We start from the raw sequence: 21,495 nt of genomic DNA on the forward strand, positions 1-21,495 counted from the left end.
AGGACAGAATGGGAGCTTCCCCTAGACTCCTCGGCCCCTCCCACCATGGATGACCCTCGTTTCACTCCGGAGCAGGTGGCTTTGCGATCTGGTATTGCTCAGACAGATAAGCAGGTGAGGCAATGGCTCGCGGGCCTTCCAATCGCTGAGAAAGTCGATTTTCTTAAGCGGCTGTGGCCACTGAACTATCGGTACTCACTCAAACTGCTCCAAGTGGCACAGCTACCCAAGCAAGAAAACGAGAACATCTTCAGGCACTGGTTGCTTACTGGCCATCACAATACGGCGCAGGAGCTCATCAAGCGATTGTCGCCGGTTCTGGGGGAAAGAAAGTTCTGGCAGATCGCTTCGCAAGAGAAGCTGTCACCCTCCATGCGAGAATTCATGAACTACCACAGCCATGGATGCCTGGATTCGCAAGCCGACGAAAAATAAACCGTCTTCTTTCCAACAGATGCGTTTTCGGCGCATCCAACCGCCAGGTCTCGGGCGTCACCTCAGCTGGGGAGGGGGCAGCCTGAGGGGTGGTGGCAGGTCCCCCATCACCCTATGGGCAATATCAGCTCCGCCCCTTGATTCTTGACGTTCCCCACGGCTGTGCCGACGGGGTACCACTCGAAGGCATCGACCGGCAGGCACAGGTTCTTCGCGATTTCTTCTGCGCGTGCAGGCGAGAGTTCGGGGTCGATCCATTCCCGGGCATGCTCTGGCGCAAGCACCAACGGTCGCCGGTCGTGGATGTCGACCATGCCCTGGTCGCTGGCGGCGGTGATGATGACGAAGCCATCACCCTCATGTGGCTCAAGCCCGGGGTGAACTTGGGCAAGCGCGGCAAAGAACATCGGTGCCAGGCTCTTCAACCGAATGAAGTACGGCTGCTTCTTCTTCGGGTCATTGGGATCTTTCACCCACTCGTACCAACCGTCGGCCACGACCAGTGCTCGCCCAGTTGGCCAGAGCTGTTTGAAGAATTTCCCAGTGGTGACAGTTTCGACCCGCGCGTTGATCGGATCAGGTCGTTTGCCCTTGGCCCAGAAGGGCGCCCAGCCCCAGTGCACGGGATCGATCCGTAGGCCTTCCTCAACGCTGTGCAGGATCAACACCCGAGTGCTGGGGGCAATGTTGTAGCGGGCGATGGGCTCATTGTCGTAGCCGCTGATGACGTCTTGCTCGGCCTCAAGTTCACGCAGGTAATCCTCCATACCCTGGTACTGCGCAAATCGTCCGCACATGCTGAGCACCTCCGCTTGTCGCCATCCCCCTCAATGGAATTGACCGCAAGGCTCCTACAACGTTAACTGTATATTCGTACAGTTATCTCGGAAGTCGTGCGTCATGAGCTTTACCATTTTAGGCCCTCTCGCAGAAGGCGGCGCCGAGCTGCCCCTCTGTTCCTTCAAAGTGCCGGCGGGTTTCCCGTCGCCGGCGGCGGATCACATCGAACAACAGATCTCACTGGATGAGCTTTTGAACATACGAGCGCCCCATGTGTACCTTGTGTCGATTGAAGGGGACAGCATGCAAGGCGCTGGCATCTTCGATGGCGACCTGGCTGTGGTGGACCGCTCTCTGGAACCGCTGCACGGACATATCGTCGTTGCACTGCTGAACAACGAACCGGTCTGCAAGCGGCTGTGCAAGCAAGGGCCAGAGGTGATCTTGAAGTCAGAGAACCCCAGGTACCCGTCCCGTTACGTCATGGAAGGCGATGAACTGTCGATCTGGGGGGTAATTACCTTCAGTGTGCGCAGCCATGGCCATTAAGCCACCTGAACTGGTCTTTGCGCTGATCGACTGCAACAGCTTCTATGCCAGCTGTGAACGGGTGTTCCGGCCGGACCTCGCCCATACACCCATCGTCGTGCTGAGCAACAACGATGGTTGTGTGGTTGCCCGCTCTGCGGATGCCAAGCCGCACATCAAGATGGGCGAGCCGTATTTCCAGATCCGGGACAAGCTCCGTCAGCACGGCATCGTACCGTTCTCTTCGAACTATGCGCTGTACGGGGACATGAGCCAGCGGGTGATGACCGTGATCGAGTCCATGGTGCCGGCGTTGGAGGTCTACAGCATCGATGAGGCGTTTGCCGAACTCACCGGCATGACCGAGGACCTTGAGCACTTGGGGCGTCGTATACGCGCCCAGGTACTCAGGAGTACTGGTATTCCGGTAGGGGTAGGCATTGCCGGTACCAAGACCCTCAGCAAGCTGGCCAACCATGGCGCGAAGAAGTGGCAGGCGCAATTGGGTGGTGTCCTGGATGTCCGGGCACCGAACCGTCGGGAGAGGTTGCTCAAAGCCTGCGATGTATCAGATGTCTGGGGCATCGGGCGGAAGATGACTGCACACCTGGCCGGGATGGACATCAGGACCGCCTGGCAGCTCTCACAGGCCGATCCTTGGATGCTGCGTAAGAACTTCAGCGTGGTGGTCGAGAAGACTGCCCGTGAGCTGGCAGGGACGCCATGCCTGGAACTGGATGAACCTGATGCACCCAAGCAAGAGATCTGCTGCAGCCGGATGTTCGGCCAGCGGCTGAAGACATTGCCACCGATCAAAGAGGCAGTGGCCACTTACATGATGCGGGCCTCGGAAAAGCTCAGGGCCCAGCAGTCCCTGTGCAAGAAGATCCGGATCAGCATCCGGACAGGGATGTTCAACCCAGAAGAGGCCAAGTATGCCAATGGGGTGGTGATCGATCTGCCGTACCCCACAGACGACGTGCGCCTGCTGACGAGAATGGCGGTGGATGCCCTCGACCAGCTCTTTCGGCCCGGCTTCAGATACAGCAAAGCCGAGGTCCTACTGCTCAATCTCTGCCAGCGAGGCGAGTACACCGATGACCTGTTCGCCGCCTCTCAACCCGCCAACACCACGAAGGTAATGACCGTCCTGGACCAGATTAACGGCCGATGGGGCAGGGGAACGCTGCGTGCAGCCAGCGTCCCGCTGAACCCCGAGTGGGGCATGCGCCGGGAGATGATGAGTCGCAGCTTCACCACCCGGCTGGATCAGTTGTGGAAGGTGTCGTGTTGCTGAGTGCTGGGCTCACTTGAGTCGTGTTATCAGAAAATTAGATAGTGCGGGTTGTGGGGGCGAAGGTATATGGTGTGCGCTAAAGTAATTGATGTTGAAAGGATGCATGAGTTAATCTCCAACTCCCCCGTTTTTATATGTCAGATTGAGGAGTGAGTATGTGGCTTTTTAAGGAAAAAGGTCGAGCGGCTTATCTTGAGTTTTTGAGAAATCTAACTTCGCAGATTTTGCTGTTTGCGTTTATTGTTATTATTGGTAGCAGGATTGATAAGAATCCGGTTCAGTCGACCTATTGGTTTGTCAATATGTCTATGCTGGTCTGCTTTGGTTTCATGTGGTTCCTCGCATTTGCTGCAAATGGTACTTTGCTATATGACAAAGCCTTGGCCTCTCGCCCAGATGTTGAAGTACATAAAGACTCTTTGAAGGCTCAAGGTGTTAATGGGGGCAAGCTAGCAATGCAGTCCTTTCTTTTTACCTGTAGGACTCACCCTTTGCTTGTTTTTGAAGTCTTCATTATAATTTTTGTAATCTATGCTAGCACTATTCTTGGGATGATGTCTGGTGTGATCACGGCTGCGGGATTTCTAAAAAATATAAGCTGACACGACCAAATACCTGCAACCGAGCGATGTCTGTCATTACCCGGTTGTTTTTTACAGTCTGATGAGGGGCGGGTGCCTGGTCCTGAACTAACGAAGAGATGTTCTGATCCGAAGGTTGTGCCACGGGGAGTTGTCTGGGTTCCTTCGTCTCTCAGCCGGGCCCGCACCCTGGCGGTTTCTTTCACCGCTTCTAAATCGCAGTCCAGAGGGATGTAGACCTGGTCCCACAGCTCAAACACACGGTACTGAACACTGTAGCCATTGGATCGTAGAAACTCCCCAAACTGCTGATCCGTGGGGCGTGAGAAGTCGGAGCACCAATATGGCAATTTTCCGGCAAAGTAGCTTTTGGCGATCATTAAGTGCTGACGGAAATTCTCATTCATACCTGTGTATCCTGAGTGTGGTGCTGGCGAGATACTCTGCAGTGACAAGGGGCACTGCAAAAAAATGTATAGCCCCATCGAGTGTTAGGGCTACGTTTGTGAATGAGCTTCATAGCCGGATGGCGATTGTTGTCTTGGTGCCGACTTCGGCTGGCTGAAGCGCCACTGATCAACTAGCGAGAGCTTGCTGAACGTCAGATATTGATCCAACCCAGTGCCGTCCATCTTCGTACGAGGTAAAGCCCATCCGTAGTCCAAACGCGGCAGCATTTTTGTTGGCGCATTCGATGGCAAGGAATTTGTAACCAAATTCTGGTGCAAGCGTCACGAGCATTTCAAGCAAATCCCGTCCATGTCCTATCCGTTGCTCTTTGAACATTAGTCGCGCTAGCGTTATGCACTCCCTAGGCCAAAAGTCATTAGGGCGTCCGAAAGCTCGGAGGTAGAGATCGTACTTTTTTGTACGAGCTGAAATAGTGGCAAAGGACCGGGTTAGTTTTTGGTTAACATACCGAGGCTTGTAGGCGAAGCGCTCGATAAGAAAACTGGCAAGGTAGGGCTTCAAAGCTTCACAGCTTTGTTCGGCATAGTCACTCCATTCATCGTCGCTAGCACCGAGCTTAGGAACTGTCAGCATCGCCTTGGTCTTCCTTATTGTCTGAAACACGGAGTATAGACATCAATCTGGCTCTTGCTTTTGCAGACACTGCAGTTGAGAATCGAGAAAGCTAGGTACGACGCGTTTCTCGACCGATGGGAACAGGGCTTGTTTGATGAGCAGTGCCTGGAGATAGGCGTTCTATAACCTGTTCGTCTACACCGATTCACTAACTAGACCGTTCTCCAGGGACTGTATGAGGCCGATAGCGAAAAGACCCGCGCCGTGATTTTCCGTTTTTTCGGATCAGGTAACTTTCGATACTCGCTGCCGGCTCGACACATGAGTGATCATCGGGTGGGAAGAAAATGCCCCGGTGCTGCTGCATGTCTTCTCACCAACAGGCTCCTGCAGTGCAATGACGACACATTCCCAAAGAATTGAAGCCATGACTCGCCAGCTTGGTCATCGCATCTGTGATCGATGCGGAGACACGATCACCAATTACTGCCCCACCGTCGAAACACTGTCGGCTATCGGTGCACTTCACGAGCCGGGCGAACAGGCTGTGTTCGACGAGATAGTCAGGCGTGAGGGTATCGACCCAGCCATCGTTCGGGAGTACTTCCAGCACCGGATGATTCCGCTCTGCAAGCAGAAAGTCGCCCATTGCCCATTCTGCGGCGGACAGCTGAGAACCTGGAAAGCTCGACAGTGCATGCACTGCTTTAAGGATTGGCATTGATAGTCAGTGTTGCCGAGCAACCGAAGACCAGAAGCGCGATCAACAAAACGGGAAGCCAGGCTTCCCGTTCATCTGCAGGGCGCTGTCAGCCGCTGACGCTGACTGCTTGCTCATTCAGCACCGAATCCATCTTCAGCTGGGCCAGCTCAATCAGATGCACCACACCCATGGCTACCTTGCGGTTCGAACCGGTTTGGTTGTCGGCGTGTTCATAGGCCGTGGCCGCTGCGGATTGCAGAATCGAGTAGACGTTGGCCAGGGCGTCCTCGTGATGCCTGGGTTCATTCAGATGATCATGCAACACGGTGACAGGGGCAGGTTTTGAACCGGCGTCCGGACCGAGGTTGTAGTGAGACAAAGCCCGGTCGGCGATACGAGGGTCGATGGTTTCAACGTTGGGTATTACAGGAGGGTTGGGGGTGACCTTGAACATGGCGAAATCCCGATATGTAGGTGGAGCTGCCACCATTCGCTCGCACACGAATAAGGGTGGCAGCCATACGCAGGTGTGCAAGACCGGGCATATCGGACCCCGGCAGACTCGAAAGTCTCCTGCGCACGGCCACCATTAAGCAGGAGTCGCAGGCATGGAGTTGCCCGCCGACACGGCTTGTTTGAGAGCGCGTGAGCACCGATATGAACGGACTTGCACGTCCGTATCATCAACTGCGTGATGACGGGTCAAGACTATCCGTGGCATTCGGCTCAAACAAGCGGTCAGGATTTTCTAGGAAATTTCAGTCAAGGGAAAGAGAGTTCTCTTGCGGGTCGTTGAAATGACCGGCTGCCGCAAGTGGCAGCGAGCGCCTCTAACCGTCTGGTCGGTCCCACTGGTTGAATGAGGCCGTCGGTGGGAGGCTGCTTTGGAGCCAATGTGAGCGTTGGCAGTAATGAAGGTTGATCACCATATCGCTGTATAGCAGCATACCGCCGGAGTCACTCTCTCGCCCTTACACCGCTGCCAGGAGGCCTATGTCTGCAGATCTTGATCAGTTGCTGAAAAGCGTACACGACGAACAGTCCTTCATCGGATTTCTAGAAGCGCTTGGCTCTGATTTCGCCCAGGAACGCTCGTTGGAAAAGACCTCGCCATCATCGCCCTATGGACCGGGCGCCTTGGGATGGGAGAACGGTTCTGTTGATGCGTTTCTCGATGCCGCGGCCTCGTGGGCAACGGCCAGCACCAGGTGCGCTTTGACAGATGCCCCGGTGTCCAATGTATGGCAACGCTGTGCGAGTATTCTGCTGGCCGGTAAGTTTTATGAGTGAGCACGGGGCTTGCCATTGGAAGGAATGCCCTGCCTTCAACTGTGTTCGTATCGGGCAGAAAGCAGTCGATCACCAGGCGCTACCATTGACCTGAAGCTGTCAGTGACCAGTACGCATGGGTTGGACAAAAGTGTCGGGGAGGGCGGGTCGAAGGCGAAGCGATATCCCTTCCATTCTGACCCCAGTAAGGTCCCTGTGTTAACGGCAATGGCTGCTGCCCAAGTCGGATATCCTTCCAGGTCTTCACATACCATCGGCTCCACGCAAAAACGAGAGGCAAGTATGAATCATGAGCTTTGGCTGGAGCCTGATGGCTGTCAGACCTTTTGTTTAACCGGTGCTCATGGTGACGGCGCGCGTGCACTTCTTCCTGAAGGATCGAAGCTTGTCTGGGAGGTCGAAGCTGAAAGCTATTTCGAAGCGATGACCCGATACTATTCGTACATGGACTGGGGGGAATACCAGACGGATTTCCCTGAGCAAGACAAAATGTCCTACCGGGAGCTCGGTTGGGATCGTTAGCCGAGAGTCCGCGAGAAAATGCAGCCCTACTCATCAGCCATGAGGGGCAGGAAACGACAGGCAGAGATCGGTCAAATGCGGTCATAGACCTGCTTCTTTGCCATTCGGCGGTACACCTCGACAGATGCGAGAAGCTCTTCGTTGCTCTGGCCCTTGGCTATAGGTCGTCCTCCCATGAATGCCATGTCTGCGTTTAGGCTAACTTCTGGTGAGCGCGCTGCCACAGTTCGTGTGCGTCATCGATCAGGCTGACGGCAATCGACTCCCTCGTCTCCGGATCTCGGAGGAGCGCCAGGTCCTCATTGGAAGGGACATGGAGATTCACATTGACCTTAGGGTACTTCCAGAACAGGTAGCCCGAACTGCGATTGCTGGGTGCGATCTCTCGACTCAGCGCAAATAGGCGCTCCCGGTCTTCCGGGAACTGCTCACCGTCACAGTAGTAACCACAGTAGAGACGGTGGTTGAGCTCGATGTACACGCCACCCTTCATAAAATTGAAGGGGAAGTAGAGGCCGATGAATTTGCTGTTTTTGGCCTTCTTGTAATAAGCGGAAACGGCCTCCTTCGTGGCCGTAATTTCGGGCTTGCCGAGGTGCGGATACTGGCTCTCTTGGCAAGCCATCATGCGCTCCCAAATATCGAATTGTAGGTCGGCCAGGACGGACTTGAATGCGTGGTTGATGTCGGCGATCACAAAGAGGTTCTCGCCCTGCATGATCTGTTCTTTCAGCTTGCTCATGTAGATCTCGTCCTGGTCACTGGATGTCAGCTTTTGGAGTAGTTCGATGTACTGGAAAATGCTTTCCCGCACGCCGGGCTCGCGGGCAACCAGTGGGATACAGTCCTTCAGCCAGGCGATGATCTCGGCTTCGTAGCTGAGAAGAATTACAGGCAGGGACTTGCGACTCTGTTCACTGGGCTCGGCACCATCCAGGGTGAGGTAAGTGGTCCAAATCTCGCTGTAGCCTTCCACCTGCATTCGCCGGTGATAGCTCCAGAGCTGCTCGTCCTGGTCGCCGGCGTAGATCTTGTTCTCGATGATCACTGCCTGCTTGGATTGGTTGCGGACCAGGATGTCGATGTTCTGGTACTCGACCTCGACAATCGCATTCTCTGAATCGAAGTTCTGGATGCCCAGTCGCCTCAACAGGAGATTCAACAGCGCTGTTCCCTGATTGTGGGTAGCCTTAGGGTCGAGTAGGAAGGCGAGGAAGCGCGAGTGAAGCCGAACCTCGTCACTTGAGCTGCGGAGTACGGAGAAGAGGTTGAAGCCTGCCGGGCGCTGATACCTTGCGCGCAGCAGAGCCACGGTCTGCAAAAAATCGTCCATGAGCGAGGGTCCCTGATTAAGGCCGAGTTACGGCGCGCAGTATCAGCCAAATCACGCTCTGATGTAATGGCTATTTGTAGTGAGACAAAGCCCGGTCGGCGATACGAGGGGCGATGATTTCAATGTTGGATGTTGCCGGTGGATTCGGGGGTAGGTTTGAACATGTGGCGTGACTCCGTCCTACAGCCAATCCATACATGGAGAAAGCTGACACCGAAATGTCAGCCTTCATTTCCGCACGTGTTAAGCGAAGGAATCTTTGCCTGCTTCGAAGAGCTAGCCTGCCTTAGCGGCGTTGGTGATCATCACCTGCATGGTGACATGATTGGTCGGTGTGTTAACCAGTTGGCTGGTGACTATAAAGTCGTCAGCGACGGTGGTGTTCACACTGCCAGAAACGGGGCCGCCGGCAGGCCAGGACCAGCTCGAGTTGATGGTGCCACCGCTAGTCGGTGTCAGCATAAGCTGGCCGCCAAGAGCGCTGAAAGTGTCAGGAACACCGTTCACATAGCTCTGCTGGCCTGTCGACGGGATCAGGGTGCCGGGGACAGGGGCTGTAGCCCAACTGCCGCCCGTCAGCACGGCATAGTTCACTATCATATCGGCACCGCTGGCATTGATGATCAGGATGGTGAGTGAGCGCGGAAAATCATCCATTTTTTGCCTCTCCTACATTGCATTGCCGCTTCAAGTGAGCAGGTTCGCAGAGCGTAGCCCGGTTCCATGTAGGCGCAAAACGTTGCTCTGCTGGCCGTCTGTAGCTCACAGGTTGAAGAAGAGGAGGGGCGGAGGTGGAAGAGGCGTGACTGCGACGCCTCATCGCGGCCATGGGAGTTTGCCGCAGACATAAAAAAGCCCGACAGCGTCGGGCTTGAGTGAGGTGATGCTGTGGGGCGAGTCCAGGTCATGAATCAACCCGTTCGTCCTTGAGTGAGAGGAGCAGATACGGCACTTCTGTGTCCGTTTCCACCAGGTTGAGTGTCAGCTCCAGAGAGGACTGTTTCGTGCGACGCCCAGTATGCAGCCGCTGGTAGATCCCGAAATGAATCTGCCGAGCATCAGGCTGCCGGCTATGCGCTTTGCACACGGCGTGCAACAGATCCAGCAGCCGACTCTCGTAGGTTGAACCACATCGGTGCTGATTGCTCTGCACCGCTTTGTCCCAGGCCATTGGCGTGACGGACAGTGAGTACTTCATCGCATTGGCGCGATCTTGGTTCGGTTGTGGGGACATGAGATTTCTCCAGTTCAGAGAAACCACCTGCCCCGACCGGGAGGTGATTTCCCGGTGACGGTTGTTGAGGCTTGATCAAGCCTTGAAGATCAGTGGGTGCAGCAGGTGACGCCTGTGTTGTTGAGCGCCATTAAGGCAAACGCTCGCCACCTGGGTGAGATCAAAAAGCCTCTCAGTTCCCTGGCTTTTTGACGGGCGAACCTCGCCGAGTCGTAGGAGTCAGAGCGCATGTCCTCGTTGGCTTGTGCGAGCAGTGCCTTTATCCGCGTCTCCACCGCACACACTTCTTCATCCGTACGACAAGGACGTCGCCAAACGATCTCAGAAGGGCCTACAACACCCGAGAGCACCTGTTGATCATCAGCGCTGTCATAGACCCCAGCACCTGGTTTGATGGACTCTGGACGGGTGTAGTAAACCTCGACCGTGCGCGGGTCGAACGAAGCCGCTGCACTCAGTTTCGGATACGCATGCAATTCGTCGAACTGCGAGGTACAGAGCGCAATGGCGTCCTCAATCAGGCCGCAATGCCCGACCTCGTACGAGCAGGCGATCTGGTGGTAACCAAACCGCGGCTCTTCTTCCGGCAAGCTCATCACTCCGGCGCATTTGATCGTGAACTGACGCTGGAACGCATCCAGGCGCAGGAACGAATCGGGTGTGTAGGGATTCCGAATGAACGGAAAAGGTAGACGCAACACATTCAGAGGTTTTTCCATGATGCTCTCCTGGGGCGGGATAGATCTCGCCCCATAGGGCAAGAATCCCTATGGATGGATGTGAGGTTGAAGCAGTGCTCAGGCGTCGCGGAAGGCACCCAACATCAGTTGATCCGCGTGACGACGATCAGCCGCGCGAGCGCGTGTGGCCTGTCCGTAGCCGGAGCCGCAGAGTGGGGTATCCGTCTTGCCGGTCTGACGACAGATCAGCGGCTTGAGAGAAGGTATTGGGCATGGTGATTCTCCTGGTTCATGAATCAGAACACGGAGAACACTTCGCCCGGCGGGGAAGGGTTCCCCGCGTGGGTGGGTACAGCTGGCGGTGTTAGTTCAGGTACTTCAAGGCACCAAACAGTAGGCTGCCGAAGGCGCTCAGCAAGAGAATCATACGTAGGGTGAGTTTGTTCTCCAGATTCGCAAGCTCTTTGAGGCGCTTCTCGCCGTCAGTTGTCAGCGCGTTGCGAACCTCGGAGATTTCGGTCTTCAGATCAGCACGAAGCGTCGCGATATCCGCTTTCAGTTCAGTGTGAACGGTCGTTATGTCGGCTTTCAGTTCAGTACGAAGCGCCGTCAAATCAGCTTTGGTAGCCAGGACTGAGGTCATTTCTTTCTCCATCGCATCTATGACAGCAGTAGCGTGTTGCTCCGGGACGTTGGACGCAACCAACGCTTTGTATAAAGCCATTTCCACTTTCATGGAACCTCCAAAATTAAGGGAGGGCCCAGCCCATACGGGCGAGGCCCGTATGGGGGAAAACAGTGAACAGCAGCAGAGCTTCCATCGACAGCAGTCGATCGGTCGCGCTACCGGAAGCGTTGCGACCTGGGGAGTGGATCAATGCGCAATGGCGCATCGTAGCTTCCCGGATCCAAGCTACATTGGCATGGTGCTGACAACGTCAGCGGTACGCACCGACACAATGAATAACGCCGTAGGGGGCTGTCAAAACCCCAACTGCTACAAGCTTTTTCAGGTCGTTGATGTAGCTACAGGGCAGGGAGAAGGACTACAAATCGGGTTCCAGTGTCGGCGTAGGAACCTTGCCAATCGACGGATCAGACTTTGCCGAACGGCGCATGCGCAAACGTAGGGTGGCTGCGTAGTTCCTCGCGATGTGCAATGAAACGGAACGCGGAGAACACTTCGCCCGACGGGGAAGGATTCCCCACGAGGGAGGGGCAAGCTAACGGGGTTAGTGCAGCGACTTAAAGCCGATAAGAAGCGCGACGATGATGACGGTGCCCATGACGATTGCCAGCTGGGCGATCCGTAGTTCAAGCCTGTAGAACAGGGCTCTCATTTCAGTGCGAAGCAGCGCGATCTCAGCTTGCAGTTCGGTTTGGCCTCCCGAGGTATTGGCTTCGGGACCAGGGTTTGAACTCATTTTTTTCTCCAGCGCATCGATGACGGCGATAGCGTTTTCTTCAGAGACGTTGGCCGCGACCAACGCTTTGTACAAAGCCGTTTCCAGCTTCATCGGACCTCCAGGTTGAGGGAAGGGCAAGGCCCGTATGGGGAGACACAGTGAGCAGTAGTGCTTCCAGCGACAGAGGTCGATCGGTCGCACTACTGGAAGTGTTGCGACCTGGGGAGTGGATCACGCGCAATGGCGCATCGTAGCTTCCCGGATCCAAGCTGCATGGGCATGTGGCTGACAGGGTCAGCGGTACACCTCAACACAATGAATAACGCCGCAGGGGGCTGTCAAAACCCCAACTGCTACAAGCTTTTTCATGTCGTTGGCGTAGGTGCAGAGCGGGGAGGAACACTGCAAATCGGGCTCCACGATTAGCGTGGGAAACTTGCTGATGGGTTGGTCGGACTTCACCGGACAAGGCGTGCGCAAGTGTGCAGATGCTGCGTAGCCTCTCGCCCTAGGCAGGTCTTGTGTGATGTTCACGTGCAAGCGGAGAGGGCATCCATTGATGCCAAACACGTCGGCTCCACAACATGCAGCTGGGGGAGTCGTCTACTCACCGCGAAGTGAGTAGACGGTTCATGAGCCTCAGTCAGGCCGGGTTGGGAATGAGTGGGTACTCGATGGGCAGTAGCAAGAGGGTGTAGCTCCTGTCCGCCGTAGTGCAGATGCAGAGCTTTGTCCCGTCTTCAGCATCAATGCGGTAGGTCGAGCTCGCTGAGGGCTCCAAGGCCCTAGGTGACAACATGCATGACCTAGTGCGGGCAACTTACCCAGCTAACAACCGTCGGCGCTGCGCGCCGACAGTACAGCAGTGTGTTTTTACACACTCTGGACCCATAGCGGACAATCGCCTGTGTAAGCTCAGGCGCCAAGTCTTTATGGTTCCCCGGCATAGTTCATCACAGATTCCGTCCCGTTCCCCCTAGCAGGTCGCGTCTATTGGTCGTCCCCTTGGTTTTGATGGGACGTGGCCAGAACGAGCAACATTATGAGGAAGCAGAGCTGAATCCTATGAGGTACCAGGCCCAGTTCGGCAGAGCTCAACAATAGAAAAGGGCCTCGACACTTGGCTTGGCGATAATGGCTTTCTGATTTCAGTCCGGCTACGCTCATGCGTATCAGGGAGGAGGCGTGATGAGCCAGTACCTTTTGAGTTTTGCCAGGCAGAATCTTGAAGGACGCAGTGACGCTTACCTCGTGCTGCTCTGGTGCATGTACCAGGCGAACCAAGGCAAGGGCCGCTATTCCGACCACATCAAAACGCACATCACAGCGGCAGCTGACCAGTTGCTGGGTCGCAACTATCAGCGCATCGCCGCACGCTTCAAAAAGGTGCTCGACAGCAAGCCGGAACTGGATCGAATACCGCCGTCCGGACTCGGCACGTTGGACTACCTTCGCGTAAAAAACTTCCGAGGCTTCGGAGAATTTGGCCCTGACGACACGGGCACCTTCATTCGCTTCAGCAAGCTGAAGAACATCTTCTACGCACCCAATGGCGGCGGCAAATCATCGTTGTGCGAGGCGTTGGAAATCGGCACCACTGGCGATATCAAAGAAGCGGCCAGGCGCAAGACTAAGGTCAATCAGTACATCGCCCGGGGAGAGGTGAAGCCCAAGCTCATGCTGATGGGAACAGACAAGTTACCAGTCAAGCGAAGCATCAGCTGGTCGGGCTGTTTCATTGATCGGAACCGTCTTCAAGAATTTTCGTTGCTGGGCTCCAAGGATACTGGCAGTGCCGAGAGTGATGTCCTGGCCACCTTGTTTGGTTTGGAAGAACTCCAGGAGGTCATTTCTCGGTTCGTCCGGCCTGAAAGCTTCTCGCTCAAAGCCTTCATGCGTGCTGATCAAGCCGAGGCACTGGACACCCTGGAACGTGCCCGGGTAAGCCTGGGCCAGCTGCGACGTAATCACAGGGCAGACCTGCATTCATCGATTTCCGAGAGTTGTAGGCTGCTGGGGCTGAGGGCCGACCAAGACTTCGATGTGCGCCGAAAGGTCTTGCGGCTGCGCGACACGGTTGAAATGCATATTCGTGGCGCTGAGCGCCTGCGAGCCGCCAAGGCCCCGTTCGCTATACCGCTAAAGCAGGTCAGGCGTATCTGTGCCATCGCTCAGCGCTTGCTCCACCGCAGAGCCGATATCGAGAAGGTGTTTCTGCAGAGGGCCAGCGAGGTCAATTATCGCGCTGTATATGAGGCATTGGTGGCCATCGAACAGTTGCAGGTCGGGGAAACTTGTCCCGCATGCCTGACGCCCCTCGACCAAGTGGTGATGAACCCGTTCGAGAGGGCGCGAGAGCAGATCAAGGCGTTGGGTGCACTGGAGTCCCTCAAGCAATCCAAGCAGAGAAATGACGCCCGGATCGCGCTCTGGGCTTCACGAGTCGCGACCGGAATCGGCGCGGTGAAAGGCAATGAGCACGCCGATGTTCCCTGCCCACTGAACATGAACGAATTGGAGGTGGAGCTTGCAAAGTTCCATGCCGCTACGGATCGCTCGGAAGTGGCGCCGTCCGTTCTCGACTCGTTTCTGAAGCTCTGCGCGCGGATAGCAGATCAGATCGAGGACTACTTGCGCGCCTGTGAGCGCAAGCTTCGGGAGGTTGGCCAGGCAGACGCCCAGGCAGCCCGCCTCGAAGAACGGGTGACGCAGCTGAAAGAAATTGACGAATTGCTGAAGCTGCAGTTCGACAGAAAAAAACTGGCGATAAGCGAGTTCAAAGTCGCCAACGACCAGATGGCAGACCTGATAAAGCAAAAAGCAGCATTGCTCAACGATGCAGTCGACAATAGCCACTTCAACCAGCTGCTCAAGGATCTGGAAGCTGAGTACCGAACGCTGTACCGCGACCTGCTGGATTACAAGCTTGAGCTGGAGAAAGCGCGAATCACCGGGATCGAAGCCAAGGCTGCCGAGTACTACCGCGCGATCAACAACCACGACGATGACCATGAGCAGATCGCGTCGTTGACCTTCGACCGCCAGGCGGAAAGCTATCGGATCAAGATCACCAGCGTGGACGGATCATTCCTTGATGCGTTTGCGGTGCTCAGCGAAGGGCATCTGCGAACGCTGGGTTTGTCCATCCTCTTGGCGATGGCTGAGAAGAACAACTTCCCGCTCATCGTATTCGATGACGTCGTCAATGCGATCGACACCGATCACCGATCGAACATCATCGACCTGTTCTTCAGCGATGCTTACCTGCGCGGGATCCAAATGGTAGTCACCACCCATGACCGTCTTTTCTGGGAGCGTTTCTGTATTATTGCCCAGCGTCATGCTCAGCAGGTTCAGTACACCAGTAATGTTCTCAGTTATACGAACAAAGGCATTCTAGTCATTGATCACGTGGGCAGCTTCCAGGAGAAAATTCTTGCCGCGCTTTCGGTATTCGATGTGCGTCAAGCGCTGCTCTATTGTCGTATCTGGTTCGAATCCATGGTGCTTGAGTTCTGCATAGAAAATGAAGTCAAAGTAACCGCGCACTTTAATAAATCACAGCTCAAGAAGAGCATGTACCTGCAGGTCAGCCTGGAACACACCTTTTCGTTGGTGGAACCGTTCATTGACTATGACCTGTCATACTTCAATTTCATCAAGAATGACCTGGTCAACTGGGGTGGGCAGAACCAGGAGCACCATGCCTTCGGCGAGGGCAGCCTGAACTTCGTGCACTCAAAGACTAGCAGTGAGGTCGTTAAAATCTACGACGCCATCCGCTATTTGGAGTGCCAGCTATTTACAGCTAAGAAGAGAGAATCAGCCGTCAAATGTCTTGCCGACCTGAACGGTGATATCGCGTGGAGGCAGCGCAAGCTTGCCAGACTCGCCAAGGCGCCAGAAGAGGTGCAGAAGGAGCACCAGGCGGCGTTGAAAGCTCTGGAAAAGCGCGTGGTCGAACTCGACCAGGAGCTTCAGTTCATCGAACAGTGTCTCGCCAGCGTCGCTCAGCGCGAGCAAGCTAAAGAACTGCCATGACCTCTGTTCCGCTTGGAGCAGATCTGGCTGCTTTGGGCTCATATTCTGCGAGGACTCAACGGCGCTGGGTCGATTTCAGTCGATAATGGCAGGCAGCTATTGGCCGATTACTGCCCGTCGCCGTGATCGGCAGCATTGTGCAGTTCTCCGGCGATCATGGTTATGAAGCAAGATGGTCAAATCCGATACAATCGCTGGCCAGATGCAAGGCAAATAACTGGTCAGGTCGAATGCAAACAGGTGGTCATGTAGCCAGTAAGCATAGTCGGTTAAATCTCGCTGAGACGACTAAAGTTCAGGGTTAAGCAACCCGTCCCTAATTGGAAGGGAAGCATTGGCAACTTCAAGGCGCCGTCCAGTCAGCACGCCATGCTTAAATGCCAACATGGCCTGATCGATTCTTTCCTGGTGCTCAGGGAAAAATTCTATTACCCATTCACGAAGTCTTCCCACCAAAGTGTGGTCTTTTTCCATTTCGCCCTTCAAAAAAACCGCGTAGCCATATGACGTGGTCAACACCTCGTCGGGGGCAAAAAAACGCAACCACTTGAGCATGGACTCGACATCGCCGCCGAAATTTAAAAGGAGGTCAAGGCATCTGATGAGCTGAGCAGAGGCATTATGTAAGGTGTAATTGCTCAGCATCAGGCAAGCAGCGCAATGCTCACCGGCAATTTCTTCAAGGAGCTTGAAACCGTCTTCATCTAGCTCAGTAGCCTCTCCCAGCGTTGGTCTGCCCGAGCGCCCCTGCTTGTGCTCTACTGAGTTAAATCTGATTAACCCGCTACTTACTTCAACCGTAAAAACAAATACCGGGAGCGGAGAAAGTGACAGATAGTTGGCTGTGCTAGATTTGAGGCTCACGTTGCGTGAATATTTTTTTGTGCCTTTTACCTGAACTTTAAATATAATCCCGGTTGCGTGCCCGCTATCGCTAAATACTTCAACCTCGCCGTCAATACCGTAATCTTTATCCTTCTCTAACCTCCGGTAGACCCAACCTCTGGCAGTAATTTCATGCTCCACCATCGTTTCGGCTAAATTTCCAATGACATGAGAGGATGGACGCTTCGGTTTCGATCGCATTGTTACTCCTTGACTATAGTAATCGCTCCGAGTGTTCGCTGCTTGAGCAATACTGCTGGTGACGAACCCCGCGCCACACTGGTCGCAGTAAAAACCGTCCACCAGTTGTTGCAGTGGCGGCTCTTTCAATAGCTCTGGTTTGCACTCATCAACGGCCAACTGATCCACACGTTGATAGCCTGTTCTTTCTTCCCCATTAAAGCGCCGCTTGGGGCTAGCTGCGCCTATCAGCATTTCCTTCGGTCGAACATGTTGAGCTGATCCACAACGTGGGCAGGGTTCAAGGCTGTGCTGCATGGCATGACTCGATGTGAGAGGGCGGTGGCGTTGTGGGTCAATGATACTGGTAGGTTCAAGACGTCCGTTGGGCATCGTCATTCTATACGCCGATTAACTGTTCCGCAGTTGCGCAAGCAGCTCGCGCTTCACATGCCTCGCTATCGCGGCAAAGCCCTTTCCTGTACCACTGTTGCTGGTCGAATAGTCCTGGTGGGCGGAGACATCTTCCCAGCGATCCACCGATTCAATCTGCTGGTGAGTGCTGTCTGTATCGATTTCAAAGGCTACAAAGCGATCTGCCTGAGTGAGCAGCAGGCCAAACAAACGCGGCATTCCGGGGAAATCGACTTCGAGCTTGAGGACGATGGTTTCTGACCAGTTTACGCCTTGGGTCTCGCCATACTGAGCCAAGGCAGCAGGAACATCGGTACCCATCCAGGTTTTCGCCGTGCGCATGAGCCAATAGGCACTGACGGCGTTCTGTTCCTGTACGTTCAACTGCCTTTTTCTAAGGAGGCGTTCAATGTCCATCACGATCCTTCGTATTGCTTTCATTACAGGATGCCAATGCCTTTGCGTGTCTGCAAACGATCGACCACGGTCGTGCTGTCGGCTGTGTGTTTGCGGTTGATTTGGGGACGTGAAAGGGCAACTGCGGCGATCAGGTGCCAACTAGCCCCTAATGCGTGGAGGCACCATGAAGCGAGGCATGCCCGAGGTTCTAAGCGACGACGAGTTCGCTGAGATGATGCAGACGTTCGATTCGGCAGGTGTTTGGATGGATGAGCAGATCCAGTCGAGACGTGCCGCGTTGAGCCCAGATGCTGTAAAGCACGCGGCTGCAGATTCGGTACGGCAAGGGGCGGTGGAGAGTTGTCAAACCATCGGAGACCACCCTAGTGGTCGGGGGAAGCTGCGATGACATCAGACGTACGAGCAGAGGGAGATGAGAAGCCGACTGGCAAGCAAAAGAAAGCCCGCCGAGGCGGGCAACGACTAGCACGTCGGCACAGGTAAGGGACGTCATGGCCAACTCCTGCCCGAGCTTCACAGACCTCAGATACTGCCTTGGGACTCCATAACGTTGGACGCTACCTTCTCGACTGCGTAACGTTTGAAATACTCTTGAGCGGTTGTGAACCACTCCCCGTACCAATCTTCATAATTCTCAGCTATCGAATGCCTGTGACGATAGTCAAGGAAATCGTCAAACCAATGCATATTTGCATTATTGGTCGTTTCCAGGAAGCGTGCTGGATGAGTGTCTCCTGAGAGGATATCGGCAAAATCCTCGGGGCTGATCATCCGGCCATGGATGCGTCGTTTGTAGTCGTCATCAAGCTGCTTGAGCATGTCGTAAATCTCAGGGATGTTGAAATGACCATCCGCCCAAGCAGCAAAATTGAGATCGAATACGATGCAGTAGATTTTCCAGTGTTTGGCGTGCAGATGCGCGAGCATCACCAACTGCTGGGTATTGCTATTGACGAGCATGTGCACCGATTTGGGGTTCGCATCTTTCAGCTGCTTCAGCTCTGCCCAGTGATAGGTTGAGATGCTTTCGATCGGGAACATGCTGCCCTTGGCATGTATCAGCCATTCTGCGGAAACCCCCGTTGCCTCGCAGACTTTGGTGATCTCTGACTGGCTCATGTCGAGCGTCTCGGATTCCAGCTTGCCCAGTCGCTTTTCACTGTCGTAGTCGATCAAATCAATGAATTCGCTTGGGGACAGCGCCAGGCGAGCTCTGACGGTACCGACTCGTTTCCCGCAGTCATAGAGCCGCTCCTTGGCGGGCGCGGGCGCGGGCGCTGGCAGCGGGGGCGATTCAAGGGCTAGCTTTTTTCTCATCTCGGACAATTCGCGAGCGCACAGGGCATCAGTGAGCTCCGGGCTTTGGTTCGCGAGCTGAGCCAGACGATCCAGGGCGTACACGACTGTTGACCATCCGTGTTTTGCACACGCGTTGCGATAGATCTCTTCGTCAGTACTGCCGGGCACAGACAGACAGATGACGACCTGGTCTATCCGATCTCGAATCGCGCAGTCCTCTCGTATGAGCTTTTCAATGTCGTTCAACACCTTGGCTTGGAGCCCAGAGATCTGGCCAGAGCACAGCACAGCGATGTATCGACCATTGGACTGCTTGTAGGCATGCAGGTCGGCAGGCCCCTGGGTGACTCGTCCCAGGTGATTCAGTGTATCGGTCAAGTGCTCGTAATCGCTGGATACCGTCGGCAGCAGTTGTCTCACGAATTTTTCGAGCTCTGCACCGTGTAGCAGCCCGATCTTTGATTTCAGTAGCTCGATCAAATTATGTCCTAGCAAACGACAATGGTGAGTCTCAGCCGAGAAGGGTCGCTGTTGAACCTTCCGGCCTTGGTTTCCAGCGGGAAAGGGGTTGGAAATGACGTCCAACAGATTTCGCGCCAAGTAGCGATGATGTGGCAAAAATCTACCTCGTGGAAGAGGCATGCCATAGGTTGGCGTGGCACCTGATCTTGCTCAGGATGATCAGAAACAGCCCTGCGCTGCGACACCTCGTGAGAGCTAGGGAAGGGCGTTCGCAGGTGTTGACGAGGAGGGTGATCACGATCCATCTTGATCCCGAAGTGCTCTGCCGCATCGCTCAAACTCAGAGGACTAGCCATGATGTGATGAAGGTCATCTGGTCGCGGTCTGCGACCCTGGCGGATGCCCTCCTTGAGAATTTGACGATAGGGGGGGCTGGCGTTGGGGATGCGGACGAGGGTGCCGAACGCATCGAAGAGGACGAATTTGACGGACATCTGAGCGCCTTGATCAACGTGGGGCGACTGCCCGTGAGGTCAGAAATGATACCGTGTATCCGGGCCTAATGGGCTTAGCTGAGCCGCATCGTGAAAGGACAGCTCCGAGTTTCGTTTTACTGATCCCACCGTACCTGGAAGCCTCTCAAAAAATGGAAAAGTGCTTATTCTGCGATGTCGACCTGAACCCTGGTAGCGATGAACACATCTTTCTGTCCGCTCTGGGGGGACGTCTGATCACCCCCCGCGCCACCTGCACGAAATGCAATAATGCATTTGCAAGCCAAGAGACTGGCAAGATTGATGACGCACTGGCTGATGTCTTTGAGCATGTCCGAAATGCTCTCCAAATCTGGACAGGTCGGAAAAAGCCTCCGCCCACGATCGCGAATGCAGGTGTGTTGGATGAAGGGGCGTTTTTCGATCTAGCCCCTGGATTCATACCCTTCATCAGGCCACCTAAGGTTCCGAGCGACCTCCAGGTTGGTAGTGTCTTGAACCTGAGTGTCCCGAATGAAGCCGAGGCCAAGCGGGTGCTATCAATCCTGAACAAGCGCAAGCTGCAGGCGGATTTCTCGAACTCTATGCTGATTGAGCGGAAAGTGCCGGCAATCTCCTTGGGCATGAAGTTTGATGGCATAAAGGTGTGGAAATGCATCGCAAAGTCGGCTGTAGCAGGCTTTGTGTTGCTGTACGGCAATGAGCGGGCCCGCGCAGTCATAGATCGTGATGTGAGAGACGCTATCATCTGTGGCGAGCCCGCCATCAACGAGTTCTGCGGGTGGGATTTCGTCAACCCGTGGCCAACCATCTCGAAGATTGAGCCCCATCATAGGTGCATTGGCGCAGAGTTGTCGGGATTTGAGCACTCGCTGATTGTTACCGAAGTCGGTGACCTTACCGTAGCCTTCATTGAGATTTTCGGCGGATGGCGATTCTCGGTCGCACTCGGCCCTGCCACGGGCATTCCATTCCGAGGTGTAGCCATCAATCCTCGTTCAATGAGCCCTGCTCGTTTCGTGATCGAGGGAACAGCTCCATCTAGCTATGTTCCGAGGACACCGGAGTCGTTCAAGACGGAACACTCATACACGATGGCTGCAAACAAAACCGCAATGGATCGAGTGCTTGAACAGTGGAGCGTCGAGAGCCATGCAGAAAATCGCAGCCGACTCAATCAAGACTTGAACGCCAAACTCGGATCAGCGGAGACTGAGGAGGAGCAGGAAGCCATCATCGATGAGTTCATCAGAAAGGTGGCAACGCTTGAGCAAGGCGAAGCGTGGGAGACTGCGTTGAATCTGACATTCGGAGAAAACGAATAACTTATCGCGCGTAACGAGCCTTGGGAGTAAGTACACCAAGGCTCGCCGATTATAGCGTTCCAGGCTGCTCTATCTGTGCAGACCTAGCATGCTGAATCGCCCCGGGTTTCGTAGACACCTCTATGCCTTAGAATGAGGCCAATCAGGAGGTGCCATGAGC

General features: G+C 54.8%; 22 protein-coding genes. 9 read left to right on the forward strand and 13 right to left on the reverse strand.

What is annotated here, in order from left to right; all coding sequences use genetic code 11:
• Positions 1-45: 45 nt before the first annotated feature.
• Entirely contained in the window at positions 46-435 is a 390-nt protein-coding gene (locus UCMB321_RS28550) for a hypothetical protein (RefSeq protein ID WP_157016101.1), read from the forward strand.
• A gap of 107 nt (positions 436-542) precedes the next feature.
• Here the strand turns inward: UCMB321_RS28550 and UCMB321_RS28555 are convergent, their stop codons facing one another.
• Entirely contained in the window at positions 543-1,232 is a 690-nt protein-coding gene (locus UCMB321_RS28555; RefSeq protein WP_040072045.1) for an SOS response-associated peptidase family protein, read from the reverse strand.
• 103 nt (positions 1,233-1,335) lie between these two features.
• Here UCMB321_RS28555 and UCMB321_RS28560 point away from each other — a divergent pair, with 103 nt between their 5' ends.
• The 3 genes from UCMB321_RS28560 to UCMB321_RS30885 all read left to right on the forward strand — a co-directional run bounded on the left by UCMB321_RS28560 (position 1,336) and on the right by UCMB321_RS30885 (position 3,642).
• Complete coding sequence (locus UCMB321_RS28560; RefSeq protein ID WP_040072046.1) at positions 1,336-1,764, forward strand: LexA family protein; 429 nt, start codon at positions 1,336-1,338, stop codon at positions 1,762-1,764.
• Complete coding sequence (umuC, locus tag UCMB321_RS28565) at positions 1,754-3,040, forward strand: translesion error-prone DNA polymerase V subunit UmuC (RefSeq protein WP_040072047.1); 1,287 nt, start codon at positions 1,754-1,756, stop codon at positions 3,038-3,040. The genes UCMB321_RS28560 and umuC overlap by 11 nt, the downstream gene beginning before the upstream one ends.
• 155 nt (positions 3,041-3,195) lie before the next feature.
• Positions 3,196-3,642, forward strand: a complete 447-nt coding sequence (locus UCMB321_RS30885) for a hypothetical protein (protein ID WP_040072048.1) — start codon at positions 3,196-3,198, stop codon at positions 3,640-3,642.
• 555 nt (positions 3,643-4,197) lie between these two features.
• On the opposite strand, the gene UCMB321_RS29615 is transcribed toward UCMB321_RS30885, so the two are convergent.
• Complete coding sequence (locus UCMB321_RS29615; RefSeq protein ID WP_052451381.1) at positions 4,198-4,665, reverse strand: N-acetyltransferase; 468 nt, start codon at positions 4,663-4,665, stop codon at positions 4,198-4,200.
• Positions 4,666-4,972: 307 nt separating this feature from the next.
• On the opposite strand from UCMB321_RS29615, the gene UCMB321_RS28580 reads away from it, so the two are divergent.
• Complete coding sequence (locus tag UCMB321_RS28580; RefSeq protein WP_157016103.1) at positions 4,973-5,371, forward strand: hypothetical protein; 399 nt, start codon at positions 4,973-4,975, stop codon at positions 5,369-5,371.
• 85 nt (positions 5,372-5,456) lie between these two features.
• On the opposite strand, the gene UCMB321_RS28585 is transcribed toward UCMB321_RS28580, so the two are convergent.
• A complete protein-coding gene (locus tag UCMB321_RS28585) occupies positions 5,457-5,804 on the reverse strand; it encodes a DUF6124 family protein (protein ID WP_040072050.1) in 348 nt (115 codons plus the stop codon).
• A 539-nt stretch (positions 5,805-6,343) separates the two neighbouring features.
• On the opposite strand from UCMB321_RS28585, the gene UCMB321_RS28590 reads away from it, so the two are divergent.
• Together UCMB321_RS28590 and UCMB321_RS28595 are read left to right on the forward strand one after the other, a co-directional pair.
• Entirely contained in the window at positions 6,344-6,640 is a 297-nt protein-coding gene (locus UCMB321_RS28590) for a DUF7660 family protein (protein ID WP_040072051.1), read from the forward strand.
• Between the two features lie 282 nt (positions 6,641-6,922).
• Complete coding sequence (locus UCMB321_RS28595) at positions 6,923-7,162, forward strand: hypothetical protein (RefSeq protein WP_040072052.1); 240 nt, start codon at positions 6,923-6,925, stop codon at positions 7,160-7,162.
• A gap of 193 nt (positions 7,163-7,355) precedes the next feature.
• Here the strand turns inward: UCMB321_RS28595 and UCMB321_RS28600 are convergent, their stop codons facing one another.
• The 6 genes from UCMB321_RS28600 to UCMB321_RS28630 all read right to left on the reverse strand — a co-directional run bounded on the left by UCMB321_RS28600 (position 7,356) and on the right by UCMB321_RS28630 (position 11,926).
• Positions 7,356-8,495, reverse strand: a complete 1,140-nt coding sequence (locus UCMB321_RS28600) for a PDDEXK-like family protein (protein ID WP_052451382.1) — start codon at positions 8,493-8,495, stop codon at positions 7,356-7,358.
• Between the two features lie 276 nt (positions 8,496-8,771).
• A complete protein-coding gene (locus UCMB321_RS28605) occupies positions 8,772-9,152 on the reverse strand; it encodes a hypothetical protein (RefSeq protein WP_040072053.1) in 381 nt (126 codons plus the stop codon).
• A gap of 247 nt (positions 9,153-9,399) precedes the next feature.
• Entirely contained in the window at positions 9,400-9,729 is a 330-nt protein-coding gene (locus UCMB321_RS28610) for a hypothetical protein (RefSeq protein ID WP_040072054.1), read from the reverse strand.
• An 89-nt stretch (positions 9,730-9,818) separates the two neighbouring features.
• On the reverse strand, positions 9,819-10,448 hold the full coding sequence (locus UCMB321_RS28615) for a hypothetical protein (RefSeq protein WP_040072055.1): 630 nt from the start codon (positions 10,446-10,448) through the stop codon (positions 9,819-9,821).
• Positions 10,449-10,773: 325 nt separating this feature from the next.
• The gene (locus UCMB321_RS30890) at positions 10,774-11,145 is read right to left on the reverse strand and encodes a hypothetical protein (RefSeq protein WP_040072057.1); all 372 of its coding nucleotides are present in this window, start codon (positions 11,143-11,145) and stop codon (positions 10,774-10,776) included.
• Between the two features lie 496 nt (positions 11,146-11,641).
• Positions 11,642-11,926 (reverse strand): hypothetical protein, encoded by a 285-nt coding sequence (locus UCMB321_RS28630; RefSeq protein WP_040072058.1) that lies wholly within the window; start codon positions 11,924-11,926, stop codon positions 11,642-11,644.
• A 1,077-nt stretch (positions 11,927-13,003) separates the two neighbouring features.
• Between UCMB321_RS28630 and UCMB321_RS28635 the strand changes: the two genes are divergently transcribed.
• A complete protein-coding gene (locus tag UCMB321_RS28635) occupies positions 13,004-15,856 on the forward strand; it encodes an AAA family ATPase (RefSeq protein ID WP_040072059.1) in 2,853 nt (950 codons plus the stop codon).
• A gap of 288 nt (positions 15,857-16,144) precedes the next feature.
• Here the strand turns inward: UCMB321_RS28635 and UCMB321_RS28640 are convergent, their stop codons facing one another.
• From UCMB321_RS28640 to UCMB321_RS31955, 4 genes are all read right to left on the reverse strand, one after another.
• A complete protein-coding gene (locus UCMB321_RS28640) occupies positions 16,145-17,239 on the reverse strand; it encodes a DUF4365 domain-containing protein (protein WP_245220865.1) in 1,095 nt (364 codons plus the stop codon).
• Positions 17,240-17,332: 93 nt separating this feature from the next.
• Positions 17,333-17,752: a hypothetical protein gene (locus tag UCMB321_RS28645; protein WP_040072060.1), complete on the reverse strand. Its 420-nt coding sequence runs from the start codon at positions 17,750-17,752 to the stop codon at positions 17,333-17,335.
• Positions 17,753-18,277: 525 nt separating this feature from the next.
• Positions 18,278-19,534, reverse strand: coding sequence for a hypothetical protein (locus tag UCMB321_RS28655; RefSeq protein WP_040072062.1), 1,257 nt, complete (start codon positions 19,532-19,534; stop codon positions 18,278-18,280).
• An 8-nt stretch (positions 19,535-19,542) separates the two neighbouring features.
• Positions 19,543-20,010 carry a hypothetical protein gene (locus UCMB321_RS31955; RefSeq protein WP_425338625.1) on the reverse strand — a complete coding sequence of 156 codons (468 nt, stop codon included), beginning with the start codon at positions 20,008-20,010 and terminating at the stop codon, positions 19,543-19,545.
• 152 nt (positions 20,011-20,162) lie between these two features.
• Between UCMB321_RS31955 and UCMB321_RS28665 the strand changes: the two genes are divergently transcribed.
• Positions 20,163-21,335 carry an HNH endonuclease gene (locus UCMB321_RS28665; protein WP_245220866.1) on the forward strand — a complete coding sequence of 391 codons (1,173 nt, stop codon included), beginning with the start codon at positions 20,163-20,165 and terminating at the stop codon, positions 21,333-21,335.
• Positions 21,336-21,495: the final 160 nt, after the last annotated feature.

The sequence above is a fragment of the Pseudomonas batumici genome, from assembly GCF_000820515.1.
Classification (GTDB): Bacteria; Pseudomonadota; Gammaproteobacteria; order Pseudomonadales; family Pseudomonadaceae; genus Aquipseudomonas; species Aquipseudomonas batumici.